The following is a 21,409-nucleotide window of genomic DNA, read 5'->3' as shown; positions in this document are numbered from 1 at the left end:
AAGTTCTTCAGGAAAAACGTGCATCTGACTGATCTGATTGAGAAAACCCTCGCCGCCATGGGCTACGAGCTGGTGGAAGTGGAGCGCGCGCCAGCTGGATTGCTGCGCGTGTATATCGATCAGGCTGAGAACGGCATCGTCATTGAAGATTGTGAGAAGGTAAGTCATCAGCTCACGCGTGTCTTCGAAGTTGAAAACGTGAATTACGAGCGGTTGGAAGTGTCGTCGCCTGGGCTGGATCGCCCGCTGCGCACGCTGTCCGATTTCACGCGTTTCGCAGGCCTGGAGGCCAAGGTGACGCTGCGCTTGCCAGTGGGCGGCCAGAAGAATTTCACGGGGGTCATTCAGGCTCCCACGGGGGAGCCCGGCCAAGAACGGGTCGGCCTCGAGTTTGAGGGAAAGGACGGCCCTGCGCTGCTGGAATTCACGTTGTCGGAACTCGACCGCGCCCGGCTGGTGCCTGTGCTGGACTTCAAAGGAAATCGAAACAAAGGGAACAAGCAATGAGCCGCGAAGTTCTGTTGCTCGTCGATGCGCTTGCGCGCGAAAAAAACGTCGACAAGGATGTGGTGTTCGGGGCGCTGGAAGCCGCATTGGCTTCGGCGACCAAGAAGCGCTTTGAAGAAGACGTGGATGTGCGCGTGGCGATCGACCGTGAGTCGGGCGAACACGAAACCTTCCGTCGCTGGCTGGTTGTTCCCGATGACGCTGGGCTGCAAGAGCCGGATAAGCAGATTCTGCTGTTCGAAGCCAAAGAGCAGGACGCCGACATCGACGTCGACCAATTCATCGAAGAGCAGATTGAGTCGGTTGAGTTCGGCCGCATTGGCGCGCAGGCTGCCAAGCAGGTCATCCTGCAGCGCATCCGTGATGCTGAGCGCGAGCAGATCCTGAACGACTACCTCGATCGCGGCGAAAAGATCATGACCGGCACGATCAAGCGTGCCGACAAGAAGGGTCTGATCGTCGAATCTGGTCGCGTGGAAGCGCTGCTGGCACGCGATCAGATGATCCCGAAGGAAAACCTGCGCACGGGCGATCGTGTTCGCGCGTACATCCTGAACGTCGACCGTACTGCACGCGGCCCGCAGATCGAGCTCTCGCGCACGTGCCCCGAGTTCCTCATCAAGCTCTTCGAAAACGAAGTGCCGGAAATGGAACAAGGCCTGCTGGAGATCAAGGCGGCTGCGCGTGATCCGGGCGTGCGTGCGAAAATTGCGGTTGTGGCGCACGACAAGCGCATCGACCCGATTGGCACCTGCGTCGGCGTGCGTGGTACGCGTGTGACGGCGGTGCGCAACGAGGTTGGCGGCGAAGCCGTGGATATCGTGCTGTGGTCGGAAGATCCGGCGCAGTTCGTGATCGGCGCGCTGGCACCGGCGCAAGTGCAATCCATCGTCGTGGACGAAGAGAAGCACAGCATGGACGTGGTGGTCGACGATGAGAATCTCGCCGTCGCCATCGGTCGTAGCGGCCAGAACGTGCGTCTGGCCTCGGAGTTGACTGGCTGGCAGATCAACATCATGACGCCGGCTGAGTCAGCACAGAAGCAAGCTGAAGAAAGCTCCGTCGTTCGCCAGTTGTTCATGGCGAAGCTGGACGTGGACGAAGAAGTTGCAGACATCCTGATCGAAGAGGGCTTCAGCTCGCTCGAAGAAGTGGCGTATGTGCCGCTGCAGGAAATGCTGGAGATCGAGGCGTTTGACGAAGACACCGTCAATGAACTGCGTAACCGCGCTCGTGACGTGTTGTTGACGATGGAGTTGGCAAAGGAAGAAAAGGTCGAGAAGGTGTCGCAAGACCTGCGCGACCTCGAGGGGCTGACCCCGGAGCTGATCGGCAAGCTGGCCGAGGGGAACATCCAGACGCGTGACGACTTGGCTGAGCTGGCCGTGGACGAACTGGTCGAAATGACCGGCGTTGACGAAGAACAGGCCAAGGCGCTGATCATGAAGGCGCGTGAACACTGGTTTTCGTGACGTTAGCGAGACCCACATCGATCCATTGATCGTTTCTCGCAATCCTCACTAAAACCAAGCATCGAAAGGGTTTGAATGGCAAGCACAACAGTTGCCCAACTCGCAGGCGAATTGAACCGTAGCGCATCGGCGCTGCTGGAACAATTGCAAGCTGCGGGCGTGCAGAAGGCGACGCCGGAAGACGTCATCACCGAATCGGATAAGACCCGTCTGCTCGATTATCTCAAGCGAGCGCACGGCAGTGCCGAGGATGGCGCGCGCAAGAAGATCACGATCACCAAGCGTGAAACCAGTGAAATCCGCCAAGCGGATGCCACCGGCAAGACGCGCACCGTGCAAGTGGAAGTCAAGAAGAAGCGCGTGCTGGTCAAGCGTGACGAGCCGACCGCAGGCCAGTCGGAAGACGAGGCCGCAGCCGCAGCGCCGTTGGTGGACGCCGAGGAAGTTGCGCGCCGCGAGGAAGAGCAACGCCAGCAGGCGGAACAGCTGGCCCGCCAGGAAGCTGAGCTGAGGGCACGCCAGGAAGCGATGGAGCGCGAGGAAGCCGAGCGCCGCGCCCGGCAGGAAGCCGCTGAAGCGGAGCAGAAGCGTCAGGCAGAACTCGCCGCCAAGAAGGCGGAAGAAGAAGCTGTGGCTGCTCGCACTGCGGCAGAAGCCGCAGACGAAGCCCCGCGCCGCAAGGCCGAGGAAGACGCTGCACGCCTGGCGACCGAGCGCGAAGCTGCGCAGAAGGCTGCCGACGAGGCGCGCGTGGCTGCAGACAAGATCAAGGCTGAGGAAGACGCCGCGCGCAAGCGCCGCGAAGCCGCCGAAGCCGAAGCCCGCGCTATCCGCGAAATGATGAGCGCCCCGGCCCGCGTGCTGAAAACGCCGGCCGAGCGCAAGGCAGAAGAAACCAAGAAGGCCGAGCAATCGGGCACGCTGCACAAGCCGGTCAAGCCGGCGGGTGAGGCACGCCCGGCTGCAGCAGCCAAGAAGCCCGCCGCCCCGGCACCCGCTGCAGCGACGCCGAGCTCGCCGTCTGGCGACAAGAAGGGTGGCCGTGGCAAGTCGGGCTGGCAGGACGACAACCGCGGCGGTGGTAAGCGCGGTGGCCTGAAGACACGTGGCGACACGGGTGGTGGCGTTGACGGCTGGCGTGCCGGCTCCAAGGGCGGCCGCAACCGCCATGGCGACGACAACCGCAATGCCTTCCAGGCGCCGACCGAGCCGGTCGTGCGCGAGGTGCACATTCCGGAAACCATCTCTGTGGCCGATCTGGCGCACAAGATGTCGGTCAAGGCCGCTGAGGTCATCAAGCAGATGATGAAGCTCGGCCAGATGGTCACGATCAACCAAGTGCTGGACCAAGAGACCGCGATGATCGTGGTCGAAGAGATGGGCCATCAGGCGGTCGCGGCCAAGTTGGACGATCCGGAGGCACTGCTGATCGAGGGCGTGGATGAACCGACGAATGTCGAGGCTGAGACTCGTCCGCCGGTTGTGACCGTGATGGGTCACGTCGACCACGGCAAGACCTCGCTGCTGGACTACATCCGTCGGGCTAAGGTTGCGGCGGGCGAAGCCGGCGGCATTACACAGCACATCGGTGCGTACCACGTCGAAACCGATCGCGGCGTCATCACCTTCCTCGACACCCCGGGTCACGAGGCCTTCACGGCCATGCGTGCACGCGGTGCCAAGGCAACCGACATCGTGATTCTGGTGGTGGCGGCCGACGATGGTGTCATGCCTCAGACGAAGGAAGCCATCGCCCATGCGAAGGCGGCTGGCGTGCCTATCGTGGTGGCGATCACCAAGGTCGACAAGCCCGAAGCCAATCCGGACCGTGTCAAGCAGGAACTGGTGGCCGAAAGTGTGATCCCGGAAGAGTACGGCGGTGATGTGCCGTTCGTGCCGGTATCCGCGAAGACGGGCGCAGGCATCGACAGCCTGCTGGAAAACGTGCTGCTGCAGGCTGAAGTGCTGGAACTGAAGGCGCCGATCAACGCACCGGCCAAGGGTCTGGTGGTGGAAGCTCAGCTCGACAAGGGCAAGGGCCCGATCGCTACGGTGCTGGTGCAGAGCGGTACGCTCAAGCGCGGCGACGTGGTGCTCGCGGGCACGGCCTACGGTCGTGTACGCGCCATGCTGGACGAAAACGGCAAGCCGGCCAAGGAAGCCGGTCCGTCGATCCCGGTGGAAATCCAGGGTCTGTCGGAAGTGCCGGGTGCAGGCGAAGAAGTACTGGTGCTGCCAGACGAGCGCAAGGCGCGCGAAATCGCACTGTTCCGCCAAGGTAAGTTCCGTGATGTGAAGCTGGCTCGCCAGCAGGCTGCCAAGCTGGAAAACATGCTGGAACAGATGAGCGAAGGCGATGTGAAGTCGCTGCCGCTGATCGTCAAGGCCGACGTGCAGGGTTCGCAGGAAGCGCTGGTGCACTCGCTGAAGAAACTGTCGACCGACGAAGTGCGTGTGCAGATTGTGCACGCCGCCGTGGGTGGCATCACCGAGTCAGACGTCAACCTGGCAACCGCGTCGAAGGCCGTCATCATTGGCTTCAACACGCGAGCTGATGCGGGCGCGCGCAAGCTGGCTGAGCATCACGGTATCGACATCCGCTACTACAACATCATCTATGACGCTGTGGATGAGGTGAAGGCGGCGATGTCGGGCATGCTGTCGCCGGAAAAGCGCGAAGAGACCACGGGTACCGTCGAGGTGCGCCAGGTCTTCCACGTGCCGAAGGTTGGCGCGGTGGCCGGTTGTATGGTGCTGGATGGCTTCGTCAAGCGGAACTCGCTGGTGCGGGTGCTGCGCGACAACGTGGTCATCTTCTCGGGCGAGCTGGATTCGCTCAAGCGCTTCAAGGACGATGTGAAGGAAGTGAAGCAAGGCTTCGAATGTGGCCTGTCGATCAAGAACTTCAACGACGTCAAGGAAGGCGATCACCTCGAGATCTACGAGATCACCGAGGTGGCACGTACGCTGTAATGCGGTGGCCGGGCGCTTGCCCGGCACATCTTTGCGACGGTGGCCCGGGCGCGTCCCGCGCCACCGTTTTGTCTTTTGGGGTTGTCGACTTGTGCCGGCGGCCCTGTATGAGGAACACGCTATGCCGAAGAAATCGGGGTCGGCCTCGGGCCGCAACTTGCGCATCGCCGATCAGATCCAGCGCGATCTGGCCGAACTGATCCAGCGCGAGATCAAGAACCCGGCGATGGGGTTGGTGACGCTGCAATCCGTGACGCTCACGCCGGACTACGCGCATGCCAAGATCTACTTCACGGTGCTGGGTGCCGAGCCGGAAGTTGCCGCCACCATCCTGAACGAGAAGGCCGGCTACCTGCACTCGTTGCTGTTCAAGCGCTTGCACATCCATACCGTGCCGACGCTGCACTTCCACTTTGACGGTTCGCTCGAGCGCGGGATTGAGATGTCTCGCCTGATCGACGAAGCCAACGCCACACGCGCCAAAGACGACTGACGATGGCTGAGCAACACGCGCCCAAGCCACAGAAACCGCCACGCCGCGAGGTGCACGGCGTGCTACTGCTGGACAAGCCGATCGGCTGGTCGAGCAACGATGCGCTGATGCGCACCAAGCGTCTGCTGTGGGCGAAGAAAGCTGGGCATACCGGCACGCTGGATCCGCTGGCGACCGGTCTGCTGCCGTTGTGCTTTGGCGAGGCGACCAAGTTCTCGCAGGACTTGCTCGACGCGGACAAGACGTACGAGACGGTTGTGCGTTTGGGCATCAAGACGAGTACCGCAGACGCCGAAGGCGAGGTCCTGAGCGAGCGGTCGGTATCAGTCACGCCGGAGCAATTGCAGGCTGCCGTCGCACGCTTTGTCGGTGAGATCGATCAGGTGCCGCCGATGCATTCCGCGCTGAAGAAAGACGGCAAGCCGCTGTATGAATACGCGCGTGCCGGGCAAACTGTGGAACGCGCTGCACGACGCGTGACGATTCGCTCCATCGATGTGCTGGCGACGGATCTGGAGTCTGCTGCACCAACGGTTACCCTGCGCGTGGCATGCAGCAAGGGCACGTACATCCGCACGCTGGGCGAGGATCTCGGTGAGGTGTTAGGCTGCGGCGCACACCTGATCGCGCTGCGTCGCACGCAAGTCGGCAACTTGAAGTTGGACGCAGCGGTGACGCTCGACGCCGTGGAAGCCGCGCCGGAGGAGCAGCGTGCAGCGCTGCTCGCGCCAGTTGATGCACTGCTGCAAACGCTGCCGCGTGTGGAACTGAATGCAGAAGACAGCCGCCGCTTTCTGCATGGTCAGCGCTTGCCGCTGCGATTGGCATTGCCGAATGCCGATCAGGTGCGCGTCTACGGCACGCGCGATGATGTGGCCGTCTCGCTGCTAGGTGTCGCTGCCTGGCAGGGGGGCGTGCTGAGGCCGGAGCGGCTCGTCCATCTCTGAGCCGCAGATCAGCCCGCAGGTTACGTACTGCGTCAGGGTTTCACCCTTGCGCTGAATAGCCACCGTCGACCGGGATGGCGGTGCCTGTTACGAAGTCCGAGGCTTGGCTGGCGAGGAATACCGCCGCGCCGGCCAAGTCCGTCGGCTCGCCCCAACGACCCGCGGGCGTGCGCCCTAGAACGGCGCCTTCGTAGTCGTAGTCCGGAAATTCAGCACGCCCGCTTTGCGTGAGTTCGGTATCGATCCAGCCAGGCAGGATGGCGTTGACCTGGATGCGATGCGTTGCCCACTCAACCGCCAGCGCCCGTGTCAACTGCACAATGGCCCCCTTGCTTGCCGAGTAGGGCGCGGCATACGTAGCGCCAAAAATCGACATCATCGAGCCGATGTTGATGATCTTGCCGCCCCCCGCTTTCTGGAACTCCGGGAACACCGCTTGTGCGCAGTGGAAGGCGCCGCTCACATTGACATCCATCACGCGCTGCCAGTCTTGCGGCGTGTAATCCTGCGCCAGTTTGCGGATCGTCATGCCGGCGTTGTTGACGAGAATGTCGACGCGGCCGAAGTGTGCGGCTACGGTCTGCACCATCGCTTGGCAGGCGCCAGGGTTGGTAATGTCGGCGCTGACGAAACGGGCATTGAAACCCGCCGCGACAAGCTGGCCGGCTGCCGTCTGGTTCTTGGCGACGTCGCGCCCAACGATGGCGATGGCGGCGCCCGCCTGTGCCAGGCCGGTAGCGATGCCCAGGCCGATCCCGCCGTTTCCACCGGTGACGATGGCGACGCGTCCGCGTAAATCAAAAAGTTGCATGGTTGAGTACACCCTGAGGCGATGGCTTCAAAAACGAGGGCCACGATAGCAGGGTGGTGCACACCAAACCAATGCCTGATTTGCGCCAATCTGTGACATTTGTTTTGAAGTGACGTCTATCGGTTGCTAAGTAAGTTCTACTGCAATCAGATGTTGAACTCGTGAATATCGACCCGCTCTATGCTCGGTTCCCCAAAAATCAGAACCGAGCGATGGGATGTCGCGCATGCGCATCCCACATGGAGCCCATCCGTGAATCCCACTTCCTCATCGGGCGAGCGCACCCTCTCTGCCTTGGTGCCCTCGCGACGCGTGTTTGTGCTGAGCGCGATCTCGCTGGCCGCGCTGGCGGCCGTGGTGCCGTCTGTTGCGCAGCAGGCGCTTGCGCAACGCACCGCTGACGGCGATTTCATGCGCGTGTCCCGCGCCGTTGTAGACGGCGCGCTTGATGCAACCACCGGCCAGGCGCTGCATGCCGCGCTCAAGAAAGCCGATGCCACGTTCGATGCCCGCTTGCAGCAGCTTGCGGCGTTTATTGCCGGGCAGCCGCCAATGCCCGTGGAAGCGCTGGCGCAGCAACTTGACGTACAGCACCAGACGGCGTTGAGGGGCACGCTGAACCAAGTGGTGTCAGCGTGGTACCTCGGCACAGTCGGCACGCATGTCATCGCCTACGCCGGGGCGCTAATGTACCGGCCCACCGCAGATGTCCTGAGCCCACCTAGCTACGTGCATGGCGGCCCATTGAACTGGGTTGCGTTCACGTTTCTCGCAGACCACGGCTGATACGCCGTCGCCGGTATCGCCCGGCACTGCGATCGTCCACTTTCACTCCATTCTTCTCATGAGCGATCAACAATTGTCCGCCGACGTGGTCATCGTCGGTGCGGGTGCCGCCGGCAGCATGGCCGCGCTGGAGCTCGCCCGCGCCGGGCTGTCGGTGCTGATGCTCGACGCCGGCCCGCGCGTTACGCGCGGTGAAATCGTCGAGAACTTCCGCAACTCGCCCGCGACCACGCGTGCGCTGACCACGCCGTATCCGCCCAAGCCCTGGGCTCTGGCGCCATTTAACGATGTCGACGGCACGGCCCTCGATTATCTGCAGGTCGATGGCCCCGATGGCTATGCCTACCAGACCGACTATCTGCGATTGGTTGGCGGCACGACGTGGCACTGGGCGGGCTGTGCGTGGCGGCATCTGCCGAACGACTTCCGCTTGCAGTCCACCTATGGCGTTGGCCGGGATTGGCCGATCAGCTATGACGATCTCGAGCCGTACTACTACCGAGCGGAAGTGGAGATGGGGGTGTGCGGCCCGGACCCGTCGCGCGGTGCGGAAGATCTCGGTTCACCACGCAAGCAGCCGTATCCGATGGAGAAGATGCCCTGGACCTATCCGAGCAAGGTCCTGGCAGAGGTTGTTGCCAAGCACACCGACTACCGCGTGGTGCACGAGCCGGAGGCGCGCAACACGCATCCGTACGATGGCCGACCAGCGTGCGCAGGCAACAACAACTGCATGCCGATCTGCCCGATCGGTGCGATGTACAACGCGATGGAAACCGTCATCAAGGCCGAAAGGGCCGGTGCACGCGTGCGCGAGAACTCGGTCGTCTATCGCATCGAGACCGACGCTGCCAACAAGAAGGTCGTGGCGGTGCACTTCTACGATCCGGACAAGCGCTCGTACCGCGTGACTGCCAAACGCTTCATTCTGGCCGCGCACAACATCGAGACCACGAAGCTGATGCTCATGTCGAAGGATGACAAGAACCCGAACGGCATGGGCAACAAGACCGATCAGGTCGGGCGCAACATGATGGAGCACGCCGGCATGGAGGTGCAGTTCATCAGCCGTGACCCGGTGTGGATGGGGCAGGGGCCGCAGCACAATTCGGCCATCGACAGCCTGCGAGACGGCCCGTGGCGTGGTGAGATGGCCGCTGCCATCACCCGCATCGACGATAGCAATATGACGGCTCCCGTGGCGCAGCAGGCGCTGGCTTCGGGCCTGGTCGGCAAGAAGCTGGACGCCGCCATTCGGCATGGTGTGGCGCACAAGCTCGAGCTGTCTTCGCACCACGAGGTGTTGCCGAGCGCGGACAACCGTCTGACGCTGGCAGACAAGCGCGACGTACTTGGCATCCCGTACCCCAAGGTCTGGTACCGCATTGACGAGTACACGCGCAAGAGCGCGCGGCGCACCCTTGAGATGTACCAGGCGATCTTCAAGGGCATGGGCGCGAGCGACATCACCTACATCCCCGATGCGAAAGACCCGTTCAAGTTTGCCGCGCAGGATCACCCGATGGGCGGCTTGCTGATGGGCAATGACCCCAACACGTCGGTGGTCGACAAGTACTGCCGCGTACACGAGCAGGACAACCTGTACGTGGCATCGAGTGCCGTGTTCAACAACGGCGGTACGGGCAACCCAACGTTGACCATCGCGGCGCTTGCACTGCGCATTGCCGATACGGTCAAGGCCGATCTGGCACGCGGTTGAGGAGCGCAACATGAAGTTTTCAATGCGACTCCCCCGTGTGTTGCAGGGGCTGCTGCTGACAATGCTGACTGCAGGTGCGGCCTATGCGGCGGATGCGGGCGTCGACCAGACCGAGCTGATTGCGCGCGGCCGTTATCTGGCCAAGGCGGCTGATTGCGTGGCCTGCCATACCGCACCAGGCGGCAAGCCGATGGCGGGTGGCCTGCCGATCGATTCGCCGTTCGGCAAGATCTACGCAAGCAATATCACGCCGTCGAAGACGCACGGGATCGGCAGCTACACCGAGGTCCAGTTCGCGCGTGCCGTGCGCGAAGGCGTCAACGTGCAAGGCCAGCGCCTGTACCCCGCCATGCCGTACACGTCCTATGCCGGGACCACGGACGAGGATATCCGCGCGCTGTACGCGTACTTCATGCACGACGTTGAGGCGGTAGACACCACACCGCCGCCCACCACGCTGGCGTTTCCGTTTAACCAGCGCTGGCTGATGATGGGCTGGAACCTGCTGTTCCTCGATCGCGGCCCCTTCATGCCGGTTGAAGGCAAGGACGCCCAATGGAATCGCGGCAAGTATCTGGTCGACACGCTGGCGCACTGCGGCGCGTGCCATACGCCGCGCAACGTGCTGATGGCCGAGAAGCGCAGCTTGGCGTTCTCTGGTGGTCAAGTCGGCCCCTGGCGCGCGCCGAACATCACGTCGGACCCCGTAAGCGGCATCGGTGTCTGGTCGGTTGATGATCTGGTGCAGTACATGCGTAGCGGCGCCGTCGAAGGCAAGGGGCAGGCCGCGGGCGGCATGGCGGAGGCCATCCAGAACAGCCTGCAATATCTGAGTACGGAAGACCTGACTGCCATCGCTACGTACCTGAAGGATTCGGTGCCGGTGCGCAGCTCAGCCGATACACGCCCAGCGTTCGAATACGGCGATGTCGATGTCGACTTCGAAGCCGGCCTGCGTGCCGTGAACACAGGCATCGGTTATCAGGCCGGTGGCCCGGGGTATCCGCATCTCACGACTGGCGCGCAGCTCTATAGCGCCAACTGTGCGAGCTGCCACCAGACGACCGGCCGCGGCACGCGCGGGCAGGCATTCCCGAGCCTAGCCCACAACACCGTGCTGGGCCGGGACAATGCCGACAACCTGGTGAACGTGATTCTCGACGGCCTGCATATCCGTGTGGGCGATGAAGAACGCCTGATGCCTGGCTTCAAGGATGCGTTGACCGACGCCCAGGTGGCCCAACTGGCAGCCTTCGTGATGCAGCAATACGGTAACCCGACCGTGACGGTGGATGAGGCGCGCGTCAAGGTGCTGCGGCAGGGCGGCGACGATGCCGGTGCACCGCTGCGCAGGTTGATGGAGTGGAGCGCGATTGCCGCGGTGATCGTGCTGGCCTTGCTTGCCGCGTGGTGGAAACGCCGACGCCATCGTTGACTGGCCGGGTGAGAATGAAAAATGCGCTTCGCAGCAATACTGCGAAGCGCATTTTTTTTTGTGAGGCTGCGTGCGTAGCAGGCGATCAGTGCGCGCCAGCCGCCGCCTCCGCGCCACCGGCCGACTTTGCCGGCTTGGTCAGCCAGATAAAGCCGATCAGCACGATAAACAAGACCGCCGAAATCCAGAAGATATCGTTGGCGCCGAGCATCGCGGCCTGCTGCGTGATCGTGCGCTCGATCACGCCATTGGCCTGCAGGTTAGGCATGCCCAACTGCGTGTACTGGTTGATCGATGACGTATAGGCAGGGTTGTATGCATTCGCATGCTCGACCAACTGCGCGTGGTGCAGAGCAGAGCGGTTGTCCCAGATCGTGGTCGAGATCGATGCACCGATGCCACCAAACATGATCCGCACGAAATTCGACAGGCCCGATGCCGCCGGAATCCGCTCGGGCGACAGGCCCGACAGGATGATCGATGTGAGCGGGATGAAGAACATCGCCATGGCTGCGCCCTGGATGAGCGTCGGGATCAGCAGCGTCCGCGTATCGATCTGTGTGGTGAAGTGCGAACGCATCCAGAACACCAGCGCGAACGTCAGGAACGCCGCAGTGGCCACCCAGCGCGCGTCCATTTTCGGCAGGTTCTTGCCGATGACGGGCGAGAGGATGATGGCGAAAATGCCCACTGGCGCCATGATCAGGCCCGCGTCCGTTGCGGTATAGCCCACGATGGTCTGCAGCCACAGTGGCAGGATCACCAGGTTGCCGAAGAACAGCCCGTACGCCACCGAAATGGCGACGACCCCGGCACTGAAGTTGCGCCCCTTGAACAGCGTCAGATCCACCACCGGGTGGTCTTCGGTCAATTCCCATATCAGGAAGAAGGCGAAGCCCACGATGGCGACGACGGTCAGCACGACGATCTCAGTCGAGTTGAACCAGTCGAGCTCTTTGCCGCGGTCCAGCATCAACTGCAGCGAGCCTACCCAGAGCACAAGCAATGCCAGACCGATCTTGTCGATGGGCAGCGCACGTGTGGGCGATTCACGATCCTTGTAGATGGCCCAGGTTGCATACGCAGCCCCGATGCCCACCGGGATGTTGATGTAGAAGATCCACGGCCAGCTCATGTTGTCCGAGATCCAGCCGCCCAGGATCGGGCCCATGACGGGCGCAACCAGTGTGGTCATGCCCCATAGCGCCAGCGCCATCGAACTCTTGGCCGGTGGATACGTAGACAGCAGGAGTGCCTGCGACAGCGGAATCATCGGGCCGGCAACTGCGCCCTGGATGATCCGTGCGGTAATCAGCATGCCCATGTTGGGCGCCAGCCCGCACGCCCACGACGACAGCACGAACAGGATGATCGACGTGATGAACAGGCGCACCTGTCCGAAACGCTGTGTCAGCCAACCCGTGAGCGGCACCGAGATGGCGTTGGCCACCGCAAACGAGGTGATGACCCATGTGCCTTGGTTCGGCGCCACGCCCAGGTCACCCGAAATGGCCGGGATCGACACGTTGGCAATGGACGAATCCAGCACGTTCATGAAGGTGGCCAGCGACAGTGCCACCGTACCGATCGCCAGTTTGGCGCCGGTCAGTGGTTGTGGCGGCTTGAGCGCGGCGGTTGCCATGCGTGTCAGACCTTGGGTGCGGGTTGCGATGCGCTCGGTGCGGAGGCGGCTGCCGGTGCGGTGGCAGAGGCAGGTGCATTGACCGCACCACGGCCACCGTTGGTAGCGATGATGCTGGCGATGACCTGGTCCGCATCCTTGCCGGCTTGGTCGTACACATTGGTTTCCAGCGGCGACGCGGCCGGCGTGGAGGCCAGGCTCTGGCCGCCTTCGTCATGGATATCGACCTTGGCGATCATCGACAGGCCCACGCGCAGCGGGTGGTCCTTCAGCTCCTTCGGGTCGAGCGACACGCGCACCGGCAGGCGTTGCACCACCTTGATCCAGTTGCCCGTGGCGTTTTGTGCCGGCAGCAGCGAGAACGCCGAGCCCGTGCCCGCCGAGAAGCCGACCACCTTGCCGTGATACGTCACGCTGCTGCCGTATACATCGGCTTCCAGCTCAACCGGCTGGCCCACGCGCATGTGGCGCACCTGCACTTCCTTGAAGTTGGCGTCGACCCAGAGTTGGTCCAGCGGCACGATCGCCATCAGCGGCGTGCCCGGGGCAACGCGCTGGCCAACCTGCACCGAGCGCTTGGCCACATAGCCCGTTACCGTTGCCGGCAGGCTCGTGCGGGCGTACGCCAGATAGGCTTCACGCACCTTGGCGGCGGCCTGCAGTACGTTCGGGTGGCGCTCCAGCGTGGTCTGCTCGGTCAGAACGCGGTTGCCTTGCAGTTGCTCCTTGGCGGTTTCAACGGCGGCCTCGGCGGCTTGCAGGGCAGTTTGCGCGTGCGAGATTTCTTCCTGCGACACCGCACCCGTGCCGGCGATCTGCTTGCGGCGTGCGAGGTCGTCCTTCGCCTTGGCGAGATCTGACTGACGTTGTGCCAGTGCAGACGTATAGGCGCTGGTATTCGAGTACAGCGTGCGTACCTGGCGCACGGTTTGCGCGAGGGCCGCTTCGGACTGCTCCAGCGCGACGCGTGCGTCGGCACGGTCCAGCTCGATCAGCGGTTGGCCGGAGGTGACGAGCTGCGTGTCGTCAGCGCGGATGGCCACCACGGTGCCGGCCACCTGCGGCGTCACCTGGACCACGTTGCCTTGTACGTATGCATCGTCGGTCGACTCGAACCAGCGGCCATACAGGCCCCAGTAGAGGCCATAACCGACGCCGGCGACCACCAGTGCGGCGGCCAGCGTGGTCAGCATGCGCTTGCGTTTTCCGTTGCCATTACCGTTGGGCGCCGCCGCAGGAGCTGCAGCTGGGTTTCCGGAACCTGGGGCTGCGGACGGGGCGGCGGCTTGGGGCTTGTTGTCACTCATGATGTTGGCTCGAAAGAATGCGTTGGAACAGTCGGTTCAATTCAAATCAGCTATGCGACGGGGCTTGTTGGGCAGCCTCGCCGGTCGTCGTGTGTTCGGGCTTGGCGCCGGGCAGCTCTTCTGCCGTGTAGCCGCCGCCGAGTGCCTTGATCAGTGCCATCTGCACATCCAGGCGACGTGCCTGCAGATCGGTGGCGAGCTTGCGTTGCTGCAGCACCGTGGTCTCTGCGTTCAGCACGGTGAGCTGCGTGCCCAGTCCGGCGCCATAACGGGTACGGGCCAGGCTGTAGGCACGTTCGGCTTCCGACAGGGCTGTGCGCTGGATCGTGATCTGCGAATCGATACTGTGCAGCGCGGTGATCTGGTCAGCCGTATCGTGCAGGGCTTCGGTCAGCGTCTGGTTGTAGCTGGCGACGGCCGCGTCATAGCTGGCGTACTTGCCGCGCAGGTTGGCGCGCAGCTTGCCGCCCTGGAAGATCGGCAGCTTGAGCGCCGGGCCGATGCCGAGCTGGCGCGAGTTGCCCAGCAGCAGGTTTTCCGGAAGGATCGATGCCACGCTCAGGAAGGCGGTCAGGCTGATGTCCGGCAGGAACTCGGCCTTGGCCACGTCGATGTCCTTCGATGCGGCCTCGACACGCCAGCGCGCGGCCACGAGGTCCGGGCGGCGGCCGATCAGGTCGATGGTCAGGTTGTTCGGCAGCTTGGGCGTGCTTTGTGCCAGCAGCGTCGGGCGGGCAATCGACAGACCGCGATCCGGGCCCTTGCCGAGCAGCGCGGCCAACTGGTTGCGTGCCAGCGCAATCTGTTCGTCGACTTGCTCCAGCTCGGTTTGCGCTGCGGCAACGTTGGCGCGCGCCTGCGTGGTTTCGACTTGCGTATCCAGACCGGCACGCAGGCGCTGGCCGGCGAGGTTGGTCAGGTCCTTGCGCTGGTCGATGGTGCGCTGGGCCACGTCGCGCTGCGCATACAGTGCGGCGAGCTTGGCGTAGGTGCGTGCGACCGAGGTCGAGAGCATCAGCCGGGCCGCCTGGCTTTCGGCTTCCATGGCCTTGTCGTCAGACAGTGCGGCTTCCAGTGCGGAGCGGTTCTTGCCCCAGAAGTCCAGGTCGTAGCTCACGCCCAACTGGATCTTCGATTCGGTGAACCAGTTGCCGCCCAGCGGCGTGCCTTCAAACAGGTCGTAAGAAGACAGGCGCTGGCGTGTCATCTCGGCATCCAGGCCCACGCTGGGGTACAGGTTGCCGCGCACCACGTCAGCCATGGCGCGCGATGCGCGCACGCGGGCAAAGGCGACCTGTAGGTTGGGGTTGTCCTTGATCGCCTCGTCCACCAGCGCGTGCAGTTGCGGGTCGTTGAACTGGTCGACCCAGTTCATCGTCGGCCACTGGCCGCCCTGCGAGGGCAGCGTTTTTGCGCTGGCCAATTGCTCGGGCGATGTCAGCGTCTGCGTGCTGTGCGAGTTGCCGAGGTTGGCGCAGCCTGCCAGCGCGGCCAGTGCAATGGCGGAAAGCGCCACACCCAGGCGTGCCGGCCATTGCGCCCGGGTGTAGCCCGTGCGGCCGCAGGAGCCAAGTGCCTGGGGGGCGGAGTTCAAGGCGTTCATGTTGTTTGAGGTGTCAGGCGATCAGGAGAGCGAAAAACGTTTGGTGCAATTCAGGCTGTGCGGCGTCAGTGATCGGCGGTGCGCTGGCGGTTGCCTTCGGTTGCGGTGCCGTTGTCGAGAATGCGCTTGAGAAGACCGCGCAACGTATCGACGTCGGCGCGCGTGAAATCGGCAAAGAAACGGTTCAGCACACGGGTATAGATGGCGGGCATGCGGTCGGCCATTTCACGTCCGGCAACGGTCAATTCCAGGTGCACGACGCGGCGGTCGGATTCGCTGCGCACGCGCTCGATCAGGCCGCGCTTTTCCATGCGGCTCAGCATGCGGGTGAGCGAGCCAATGTCGGTGTTCAGTTCGCGGCCGAGGTCGGTGGCGGTCTGGCAGCGGCCGTTGGCGAGCAGCACCAGGCAGCTGGCCTGAGAGTGCGTCACGTCCATCTGCGCGACTTCCTGCTCGATCGCCATGGATAGCGCCGTCTTCGCGCGCCCGACGAGGTAGCCCACGCTTTCACACATGCGGTAGTCCTCCACCCGGAACAGGGTTCCGGTAGCAGCAACTTCGGTGGCGGGTCTTGTCTGTTCGAACATCTTATGTATGCGCAATCATTGTCCGGACAAATATACGAATCGGCGCAGCAAACGGCAAGGTGCTGAATGTGTGATTCCAGTTTTAGAAATAATGTGTGATCCAAGTGTCGCTTGCGCAATATCCCTTCATAGATTCGTCAGGGCGTGTCATGTCTTGCGCATCGCAGCATGCTAGAATGTCAGGTTATTCCGCGAGCTGTTTCATGGCTTGCGCCACGTCTTTTCGAGTTCACATCCCATGCGCGCGCTTCGCAACATCGCCATCATTGCCCACGTTGACCACGGCAAAACCACGCTGGTCGACCAGCTCCTCCGCCAGGCCGGTACGTTCCGCGAGAACGAGCAGCTCACCGAACGCGTGATGGACTCGAACGACATCGAAAAAGAGCGCGGCATCACGATCCTGGCCAAGAACTGCGCGGTTGAGTACAACGGCACGCACATCAACATCGTCGACACGCCGGGACACGCGGACTTCGGCGGTGAAGTGGAGCGTGTGCTGTCGATGGTCGACGGCGTGCTGCTGCTGGTGGATGCCCAAGAAGGCCCGATGCCGCAGACGCGCTTTGTGACGCGCAAGGCGCTGGCCCTGGGCCTGAAGCCGATCGTCGTGGTCAACAAGGTGGATCGCCCGGGCGCACGTCCGGACTGGGTGATCAACGAGACCTTCGAGCTGTTCGATAAGCTGGGCGCCACTGACGAGCAGCTCGACTTCCCGATCGTGTACGCCTCGGGCCTGAACGGCTACGCCGGCCTGACCGACGACGTGCGCAGCGGCGACATGAAGCCGCTGTTCGAGACCATTCTCGAGAAGGTGCCGCAGCGTGACGATGACCCGAACGGCCCGCTCCAATTGCAGATCATCTCGCTCGATTACTCCAGCTACGTCGGCAAGATCGGCGTGGGCCGCATCACGCGTGGCCGCGTGCGTCCGCTGCAAGATGTGGTGGTCAAGTTTGGCCCGGAAGGCGCGCCGATCAAGGGCCGCGTCAACCAGGTGCTGAAGTTCCGCGGTCTGGAGCGCGAGATCGTGCCCGAAGCGGAAGCCGGCGACATCGTGCTGATCAACGGTATTGAAGAACTGGGCATCGGCTGCACGGTGTGCGCGCCGGACGCCCAGGACGCGCTGCCGATGCTGAAGGTGGACGAGCCGACGCTGACGATGAACTTCTGCGTCAACACCTCGCCGCTGGCTGGCCGTGAAGGCAAGTTCGTGACGAGCCGCCAACTGCGCGACCGTCTGGACCGCGAGCTGAAGTCCAACGTGGCACTGCGTGTGAAGGACACCGGCGATGACACGATCTTCGAAGTGTCGGGCCGTGGCGAACTGCACCTGACGATTCTGGTGGAAAACATGCGCCGCGAAGGCTACGAGCTGGCCGTGTCGCGCCCGCGCGTGGTGTTCAAGGAAATCGATGGCGTGAAGTGCGAGCCGTTCGAGCGCCTGACCGTGGACGTGGAAGACGGCCACCAGGGCGGCGTGATGGAAGAACTGGGCCGCCGCAAGGGCGAACTGCTCGACATGGCGTCCGACGGCAAGGGCCGCACCCGCCTGGAATACCGCATTCCGGCGCGTGGCCTGATTGGTTTCCAGGGTGAATTCCTGACGCTGACGCGCGGCACCGGCCTGATCAGCCACATCTTCGACGACTACTCCCCGGTCAAGGAAGGCGACCTGGGCGAGCGCCACAACGGCGTGCTGATCTCGCAGGACGACGGCGCGGCCGTGGCCTACGCACTTTGGAAGCTGCAGGATCGCGGCCGCATGTTCGTGTCGCCGGGCGATGCACTGTACGAAGGCATGATCATCGGTATCCACAGCCGCGATAACGATCTGGTCGTGAACCCGATCAAGGGCAAGCAGCTGACCAACGTGCGCGCGTCGGGTACTGACGAAGCCGTGCGTCTGGTGCCGCCGATCCAGATGTCGCTGGAATATGCGGTGGAATTCATCGCGGATGACGAGCTGGTGGAAGTCACGCCGAAGAGCATCCGTCTGCGCAAGCGCCACCTGAAGGAGCACGAGCGCAAGCGTGCTTCGCGTGAAGAAGCGGTCTGATCGCCAGTCGATCCGCCAAGAAAAACGCCCCGAGGTTTCGGGGCGTTTTGTTTTGGTGCGTTGTGCTCAGGAGGGGGAGCCAATGCTGCTTGGTGCCGCGGTCGCCGTAGACCGCGGGCTGCGCCACTCGGGCGGTTTCCACAGATAGCGGAGGTCCCGATCGCGAAACACATCGGCCCACATATCGCCCCATTCATGAAAGGTGAGGGTGATTGGGTTGTGCGTATGGACTTGCCGCGTGATGCCAAAGGTGGGCGCTTCTTCCTCGGGTACGAAACTGCCGAACATGCGGTCCCAGATGGTCAGCACGCCGGCGTAGTTGCGGTCGATGTATTGCGGGTTCTTGGCGTGGTGCACGCGATGCACGGAAGGCGTATTGACGTACTGCCCCAGCCAGCGCCAGAAACCTGCATAACGCGAATCCAGCGCACCCAGCCGCGTGTGCACGAAGAACTGGAATGCCAGGTTGAGGCCCACCGCCAGGATCACCCAATCCGGCGTAAAGCCGATCCACGCCAGCGGAATCCAGAACAGCCACATCCCCGAAATCGGGTAGGTCAGGCTTTGCCGGAACGCGGTCGAGAAGTTCATGCCCTCCGACGAGTGATGCGTCACATGCGATGCCCACATCCAGCGCACACGGTGGCTGGCGCGGTGGAAGAAGTAGTAGAGAAAGTCCTGCAGCAGCAGAAGGAGGGCGAATGACCACCACGTCTCAGGCGCTGCGCGCAGGCCATGGCTGTACGTCCACGAATAGACCGTCTTGACCATCAACCACAGGAAGAACGCGTCGGATGCCTGGTGCATGAGCGCGAGGCAGGCGTTTGAAACGGTGTCCTTGAGACTGTAGATGGACGGGTCACGTTTGCGCCAATACCAAGCCTCCGCGCCGATCGTCAGCAGGAAGACCGGTGCGAAGGCCAGCAGGATCAGGCCGGGGTCGAAACTGGCCGCGCCGGGGGCGCCGTTGGCAGGGTTCATCTGATTGTTGTGATGTGTGTTGTCTCCAACTTGCAGATATACGCCCAACACCCGCGTCGCGAAAGGGGGCGGGCTAGAGCCCTTCCTCGCTTGAGCGGCACGTCGTGTACAGTGCGACCCGTCATTCCCAAAACACAACACGAGACATATGCAATCCATCGCTTCGACCGCGCCCCAGGCTGATGTCCAACCCAACGTGATCGCCGAGGTATGCGGCGGCATCGGCTGGCTGACGCTGAACCGGCCGCAAGCGCTCAATGCGCTGTCGCTGGAGATGATCCGCGCGATGTCGCATGCGCTGCTGGCCTGGCAGCACGATCCGGCCGTTCACGCCGTCATCCTGCGTGGCGAGGGCGGCAAGGCGCTGTGCGCGGGTGGCGACATCCGCTTCTTCCATCGCGCGGCCACGGCCGGAGACCCGCAGCTCATCACCTTTTTCACCGAGGAATACCGTCTCAACCACCTGATCTTCAGCTATGCCAAGCCCTATATCGCGCTGATGGACGGCGTGGTGATGGGGGGTGGCATGGGCATCTCGCAAGGTGCGTCGCTGCGCGTGGTGACCGAGCGCACGAAAATGGCCATGCCTGAAACCAACATCGGCCTGTTCCCGGATGTGGGCGGCGGTTGGTTTCTGGCGCGTGTGCCGGGCCATGTGGGCGAATACCTGGGCGTGACGGGGCAGATGATCGAGGCGGCGGATGCGCTTTCAGTTAGCCTGGCCGATTGCCATGTCTCGACCGAGGCGCTGGCGGCTGCTGTGCAGCGCCTGCGTGATGGCACATGGCAGAGCGCCGAGCAGATCGTCGCCTGCTTTACCGAAGCCGCAACGGTGCCGGACGCCGCCAAGGCGCTCATTGGCCCGCACCGCGCCGCGATCGATGCATGTTTCGGCCAGGCTACCGTCCCTGCAATTCTGGCGGGGCTGGCCGGCAGCACTGACGCCGAGTGGGCCGAGCAGACCGCCGCGCACATGGCCAAGCGCTCGCCGCTGATGATGGCCGTGACGCTGGAGTTGATCCGCCGCGGTCGTCACACCACGCTGGCCGATGAGCTGCGCCGCGAACTGGACATGATGACGCGCGTGTTTGCTGAGGGCGATGGCATCGAAGGCATTCGCGCCCTGGCTGTCGACAAGGACCATTCGCCCAAATGGAAGCACGCGAGCATCGATACCGTGCGCGACGATGAAGTGGCCGCGTTCTTTGTCTCGCCCTGGCGCCGCGAGCAGCATCCGCTGCTGGGGTTGTCGGACTAGAAACCGGTAAACTGCGCGCCTGAATTGACCTGTTGATTTTGCTGTGACTGCTGAACGCCCCACGCCCCACCCGACGCCGAATGCACGCCGCCTGTCCGTCGCCCCGATGATGGATTGGACAGATAGACATTGCCGCTATTTCCATCGCCAGATCAGCCGCCACACGTGGCTCTACACGGAAATGGTGACGACGGGCGCGCTGCTGCATGGGGACGTGCCGCGTCACCTCGATTTCGACGAAGTGGAGCATCCCGTCGCCCTGCAACTCGGTGGTAGCGAGCCCGATGATCTGGCCAAGGCTGCCCGCCTTGGTGAGCAGTGGGGTTACAAAGAGATCAACCTCAATTGTGGCTGCCCGTCCGAGCGCGTGCAGCGTGGCGCGTTCGGCGCGTGCCTGATGGCCGAACCGAAGCTGGTGGCCGAAGGCGTCAAGGCGATGCGCGACGCAGTGTCGATTCCGGTCACGGTCAAGCACCGCATCGGCATCGACGCCATCGAAACCTACGATTTCGTGCGCGATTTCGTCGGCACCATTGCTGAGGCCGGTTGCGAGACGTTCATCGTCCACGCGCGCAACGCCATCCTGAAGGGTTTGAGCCCGAAGGAAAACCGCGAGATTCCGCCGCTGCGCTACGAGGTGGTCTACCAGCTCAAACGCGATTTCCCGCATCTGGAGATATTGCTCAACGGTGGTGTGCAGACGCTGGAGCAGATCGACGCGCATCTTGCACACGTCGACGGTGTGATGATCGGCCGTGAGGCGTATCACCACCCGCACCTGATGGCCGCGTTTGACGCGCGCTACTACGATGCCGGCACGCAAGCGCT

The 21,409-nt window shown here is 63.1% G+C and carries 17 protein-coding genes; 11 read left to right on the top strand and 6 right to left on the bottom strand.

Annotated features, from left to right (window positions below; genetic code table 11):
* The first annotated feature begins 18 nt into the window (after positions 1-18).
* The 5 genes from rimP (at position 19) to truB (ending at position 6,392) form a co-directional block, all read left to right on the top strand.
* The gene (gene rimP / locus JHD73_RS14265) at positions 19-507 is read left to right on the top strand and encodes a ribosome maturation factor RimP (protein WP_199030934.1); all 489 of its coding nucleotides are present in this window, start codon (positions 19-21) and stop codon (positions 505-507) included.
* A complete protein-coding gene (gene nusA / locus JHD73_RS14260; protein ID WP_048932184.1) occupies positions 504-1,979 on the top strand; it encodes a transcription termination factor NusA in 1,476 nt (491 codons plus the stop codon). Before rimP ends, nusA begins: the two co-directional genes overlap by 4 nt.
* A gap of 75 nt (positions 1,980-2,054) precedes the next feature.
* On the top strand, positions 2,055-4,952 hold the full coding sequence (infB, locus tag JHD73_RS14255) for a translation initiation factor IF-2 (protein ID WP_199030933.1): 2,898 nt from the start codon (positions 2,055-2,057) through the stop codon (positions 4,950-4,952).
* A gap of 121 nt (positions 4,953-5,073) precedes the next feature.
* Positions 5,074-5,445, top strand: a complete 372-nt coding sequence (gene rbfA / locus JHD73_RS14250) for a 30S ribosome-binding factor RbfA (RefSeq protein WP_199030932.1) — start codon at positions 5,074-5,076, stop codon at positions 5,443-5,445.
* 2 nt (positions 5,446-5,447) lie between these two features.
* Entirely contained in the window at positions 5,448-6,392 is a 945-nt protein-coding gene (gene truB / locus JHD73_RS14245) for a tRNA pseudouridine(55) synthase TruB (protein ID WP_199030931.1), read from the top strand.
* Between the two features lie 40 nt (positions 6,393-6,432).
* Here the strand turns inward: truB and JHD73_RS14240 are convergent, their stop codons facing one another.
* Positions 6,433-7,203 carry an SDR family NAD(P)-dependent oxidoreductase gene (locus tag JHD73_RS14240; RefSeq protein ID WP_199030930.1) on the bottom strand — a complete coding sequence of 257 codons (771 nt, stop codon included), beginning with the start codon at positions 7,201-7,203 and terminating at the stop codon, positions 6,433-6,435.
* 252 nt (positions 7,204-7,455) lie between these two features.
* On the opposite strand from JHD73_RS14240, the gene JHD73_RS14235 reads away from it, so the two are divergent.
* Genes JHD73_RS14235 through JHD73_RS14225 form a run of 3 tightly spaced genes read left to right on the top strand, consistent with a single transcriptional unit; the run spans position 7,456 to position 11,144 of the window.
* Positions 7,456-7,989: a sugar dehydrogenase complex small subunit gene (locus tag JHD73_RS14235; protein WP_199030929.1), complete on the top strand. Its 534-nt coding sequence runs from the start codon at positions 7,456-7,458 to the stop codon at positions 7,987-7,989.
* A gap of 58 nt (positions 7,990-8,047) precedes the next feature.
* Positions 8,048-9,709: a GMC family oxidoreductase gene (locus JHD73_RS29520; RefSeq protein WP_199030928.1), complete on the top strand. Its 1,662-nt coding sequence runs from the start codon at positions 8,048-8,050 to the stop codon at positions 9,707-9,709.
* 10 nt (positions 9,710-9,719) lie between these two features.
* Entirely contained in the window at positions 9,720-11,144 is a 1,425-nt protein-coding gene (locus tag JHD73_RS14225; protein WP_199030927.1) for a cytochrome c, read from the top strand.
* 85 nt (positions 11,145-11,229) lie between these two features.
* On the opposite strand, the gene JHD73_RS14220 is transcribed toward JHD73_RS14225, so the two are convergent.
* The 4 genes from JHD73_RS14220 to JHD73_RS14205 all read right to left on the bottom strand — a co-directional run bounded on the left by JHD73_RS14220 (position 11,230) and on the right by JHD73_RS14205 (position 16,211).
* The gene (locus tag JHD73_RS14220; RefSeq protein WP_199030926.1) at positions 11,230-12,786 is read right to left on the bottom strand and encodes a DHA2 family efflux MFS transporter permease subunit; all 1,557 of its coding nucleotides are present in this window, start codon (positions 12,784-12,786) and stop codon (positions 11,230-11,232) included.
* Between the two features lie 5 nt (positions 12,787-12,791).
* Positions 12,792-14,093, bottom strand: a complete 1,302-nt coding sequence (locus JHD73_RS14215; protein WP_199030925.1) for an HlyD family efflux transporter periplasmic adaptor subunit — start codon at positions 14,091-14,093, stop codon at positions 12,792-12,794.
* A 46-nt stretch (positions 14,094-14,139) separates the two neighbouring features.
* Positions 14,140-15,696: an AdeC/AdeK/OprM family multidrug efflux complex outer membrane factor gene (locus JHD73_RS14210; protein WP_199030924.1), complete on the bottom strand. Its 1,557-nt coding sequence runs from the start codon at positions 15,694-15,696 to the stop codon at positions 14,140-14,142.
* A 65-nt stretch (positions 15,697-15,761) separates the two neighbouring features.
* Positions 15,762-16,211 (bottom strand): MarR family winged helix-turn-helix transcriptional regulator, encoded by a 450-nt coding sequence (locus JHD73_RS14205; RefSeq protein WP_233176974.1) that lies wholly within the window; start codon positions 16,209-16,211, stop codon positions 15,762-15,764.
* Positions 16,212-16,521: 310 nt separating this feature from the next.
* On the opposite strand from JHD73_RS14205, the gene typA reads away from it, so the two are divergent.
* Positions 16,522-18,342, top strand: coding sequence for a translational GTPase TypA (gene typA, locus JHD73_RS14200; RefSeq protein WP_048932191.1), 1,821 nt, complete (start codon positions 16,522-16,524; stop codon positions 18,340-18,342).
* 66 nt (positions 18,343-18,408) lie between these two features.
* On the opposite strand, the gene JHD73_RS14195 is transcribed toward typA, so the two are convergent.
* The gene (locus tag JHD73_RS14195) at positions 18,409-19,323 is read right to left on the bottom strand and encodes a sterol desaturase family protein (RefSeq protein WP_199030922.1); all 915 of its coding nucleotides are present in this window, start codon (positions 19,321-19,323) and stop codon (positions 18,409-18,411) included.
* A 148-nt stretch (positions 19,324-19,471) separates the two neighbouring features.
* Between JHD73_RS14195 and JHD73_RS14190 the strand changes: the two genes are divergently transcribed.
* Both JHD73_RS14190 and dusA read left to right on the top strand, forming a co-directional pair.
* Positions 19,472-20,581 carry an enoyl-CoA hydratase/isomerase family protein gene (locus tag JHD73_RS14190; RefSeq protein ID WP_199030921.1) on the top strand — a complete coding sequence of 370 codons (1,110 nt, stop codon included), beginning with the start codon at positions 19,472-19,474 and terminating at the stop codon, positions 20,579-20,581.
* 106 nt (positions 20,582-20,687) lie between these two features.
* A partial coding sequence (dusA, locus tag JHD73_RS14185) for a tRNA dihydrouridine(20/20a) synthase DusA (protein ID WP_233176973.1) occupies positions 20,688-21,409 on the top strand: 722 nt, incomplete at its 3' end.

It is taken from the genome of Ralstonia sp. ASV6 (assembly GCF_016429285.1).
GTDB lineage: Bacteria > Pseudomonadota > Gammaproteobacteria > Burkholderiales > Burkholderiaceae > Ralstonia > Ralstonia flaminis.
Note: the sequence above shows the minus strand (reverse complement) of the source record. Positions and strands in the feature narration are given on the sequence as shown.

Coding starts and splice junctions, on each gene's coding strand:
- JHD73_RS14225 (WP_199030927.1), top strand. CDS start 9,720: ATGAAGTTTTCAATGCGACTCCCCCGTGTGTTGCAGGGGCTGCTGCTG.
- typA (WP_048932191.1), top strand. CDS start 16,522: ATGCGCGCGCTTCGCAACATCGCCATCATTGCCCACGTTGACCACGGC.
- JHD73_RS14240 (WP_199030930.1), bottom strand. CDS start 7,203: ATGCAACTTTTTGATTTACGCGGACGCGTCGCCATCGTCACCGGTGGA.
- JHD73_RS14220 (WP_199030926.1), bottom strand. CDS start 12,786: ATGGCAACCGCCGCGCTCAAGCCGCCACAACCACTGACCGGCGCCAAA.
- rbfA (WP_199030932.1), top strand. CDS start 5,074: ATGCCGAAGAAATCGGGGTCGGCCTCGGGCCGCAACTTGCGCATCGCC.
- JHD73_RS14190 (WP_199030921.1), top strand. CDS start 19,472: ATGCAATCCATCGCTTCGACCGCGCCCCAGGCTGATGTCCAACCCAAC.
- nusA (WP_048932184.1), top strand. CDS start 504: ATGAGCCGCGAAGTTCTGTTGCTCGTCGATGCGCTTGCGCGCGAAAAA.
- JHD73_RS14195 (WP_199030922.1), bottom strand. CDS start 19,323: ATGAACCCTGCCAACGGCGCCCCCGGCGCGGCCAGTTTCGACCCCGGC.
- truB (WP_199030931.1), top strand. CDS start 5,448: ATGGCTGAGCAACACGCGCCCAAGCCACAGAAACCGCCACGCCGCGAG.
- JHD73_RS14210 (WP_199030924.1), bottom strand. CDS start 15,696: ATGAACGCCTTGAACTCCGCCCCCCAGGCACTTGGCTCCTGCGGCCGC.
- JHD73_RS14205 (WP_233176974.1), bottom strand. CDS start 16,211: ATGTGTGAAAGCGTGGGCTACCTCGTCGGGCGCGCGAAGACGGCGCTA.
- JHD73_RS29520 (WP_199030928.1), top strand. CDS start 8,048: ATGAGCGATCAACAATTGTCCGCCGACGTGGTCATCGTCGGTGCGGGT.
- JHD73_RS14215 (WP_199030925.1), bottom strand. CDS start 14,093: ATGAGTGACAACAAGCCCCAAGCCGCCGCCCCGTCCGCAGCCCCAGGT.
- infB (WP_199030933.1), top strand. CDS start 2,055: ATGGCAAGCACAACAGTTGCCCAACTCGCAGGCGAATTGAACCGTAGC.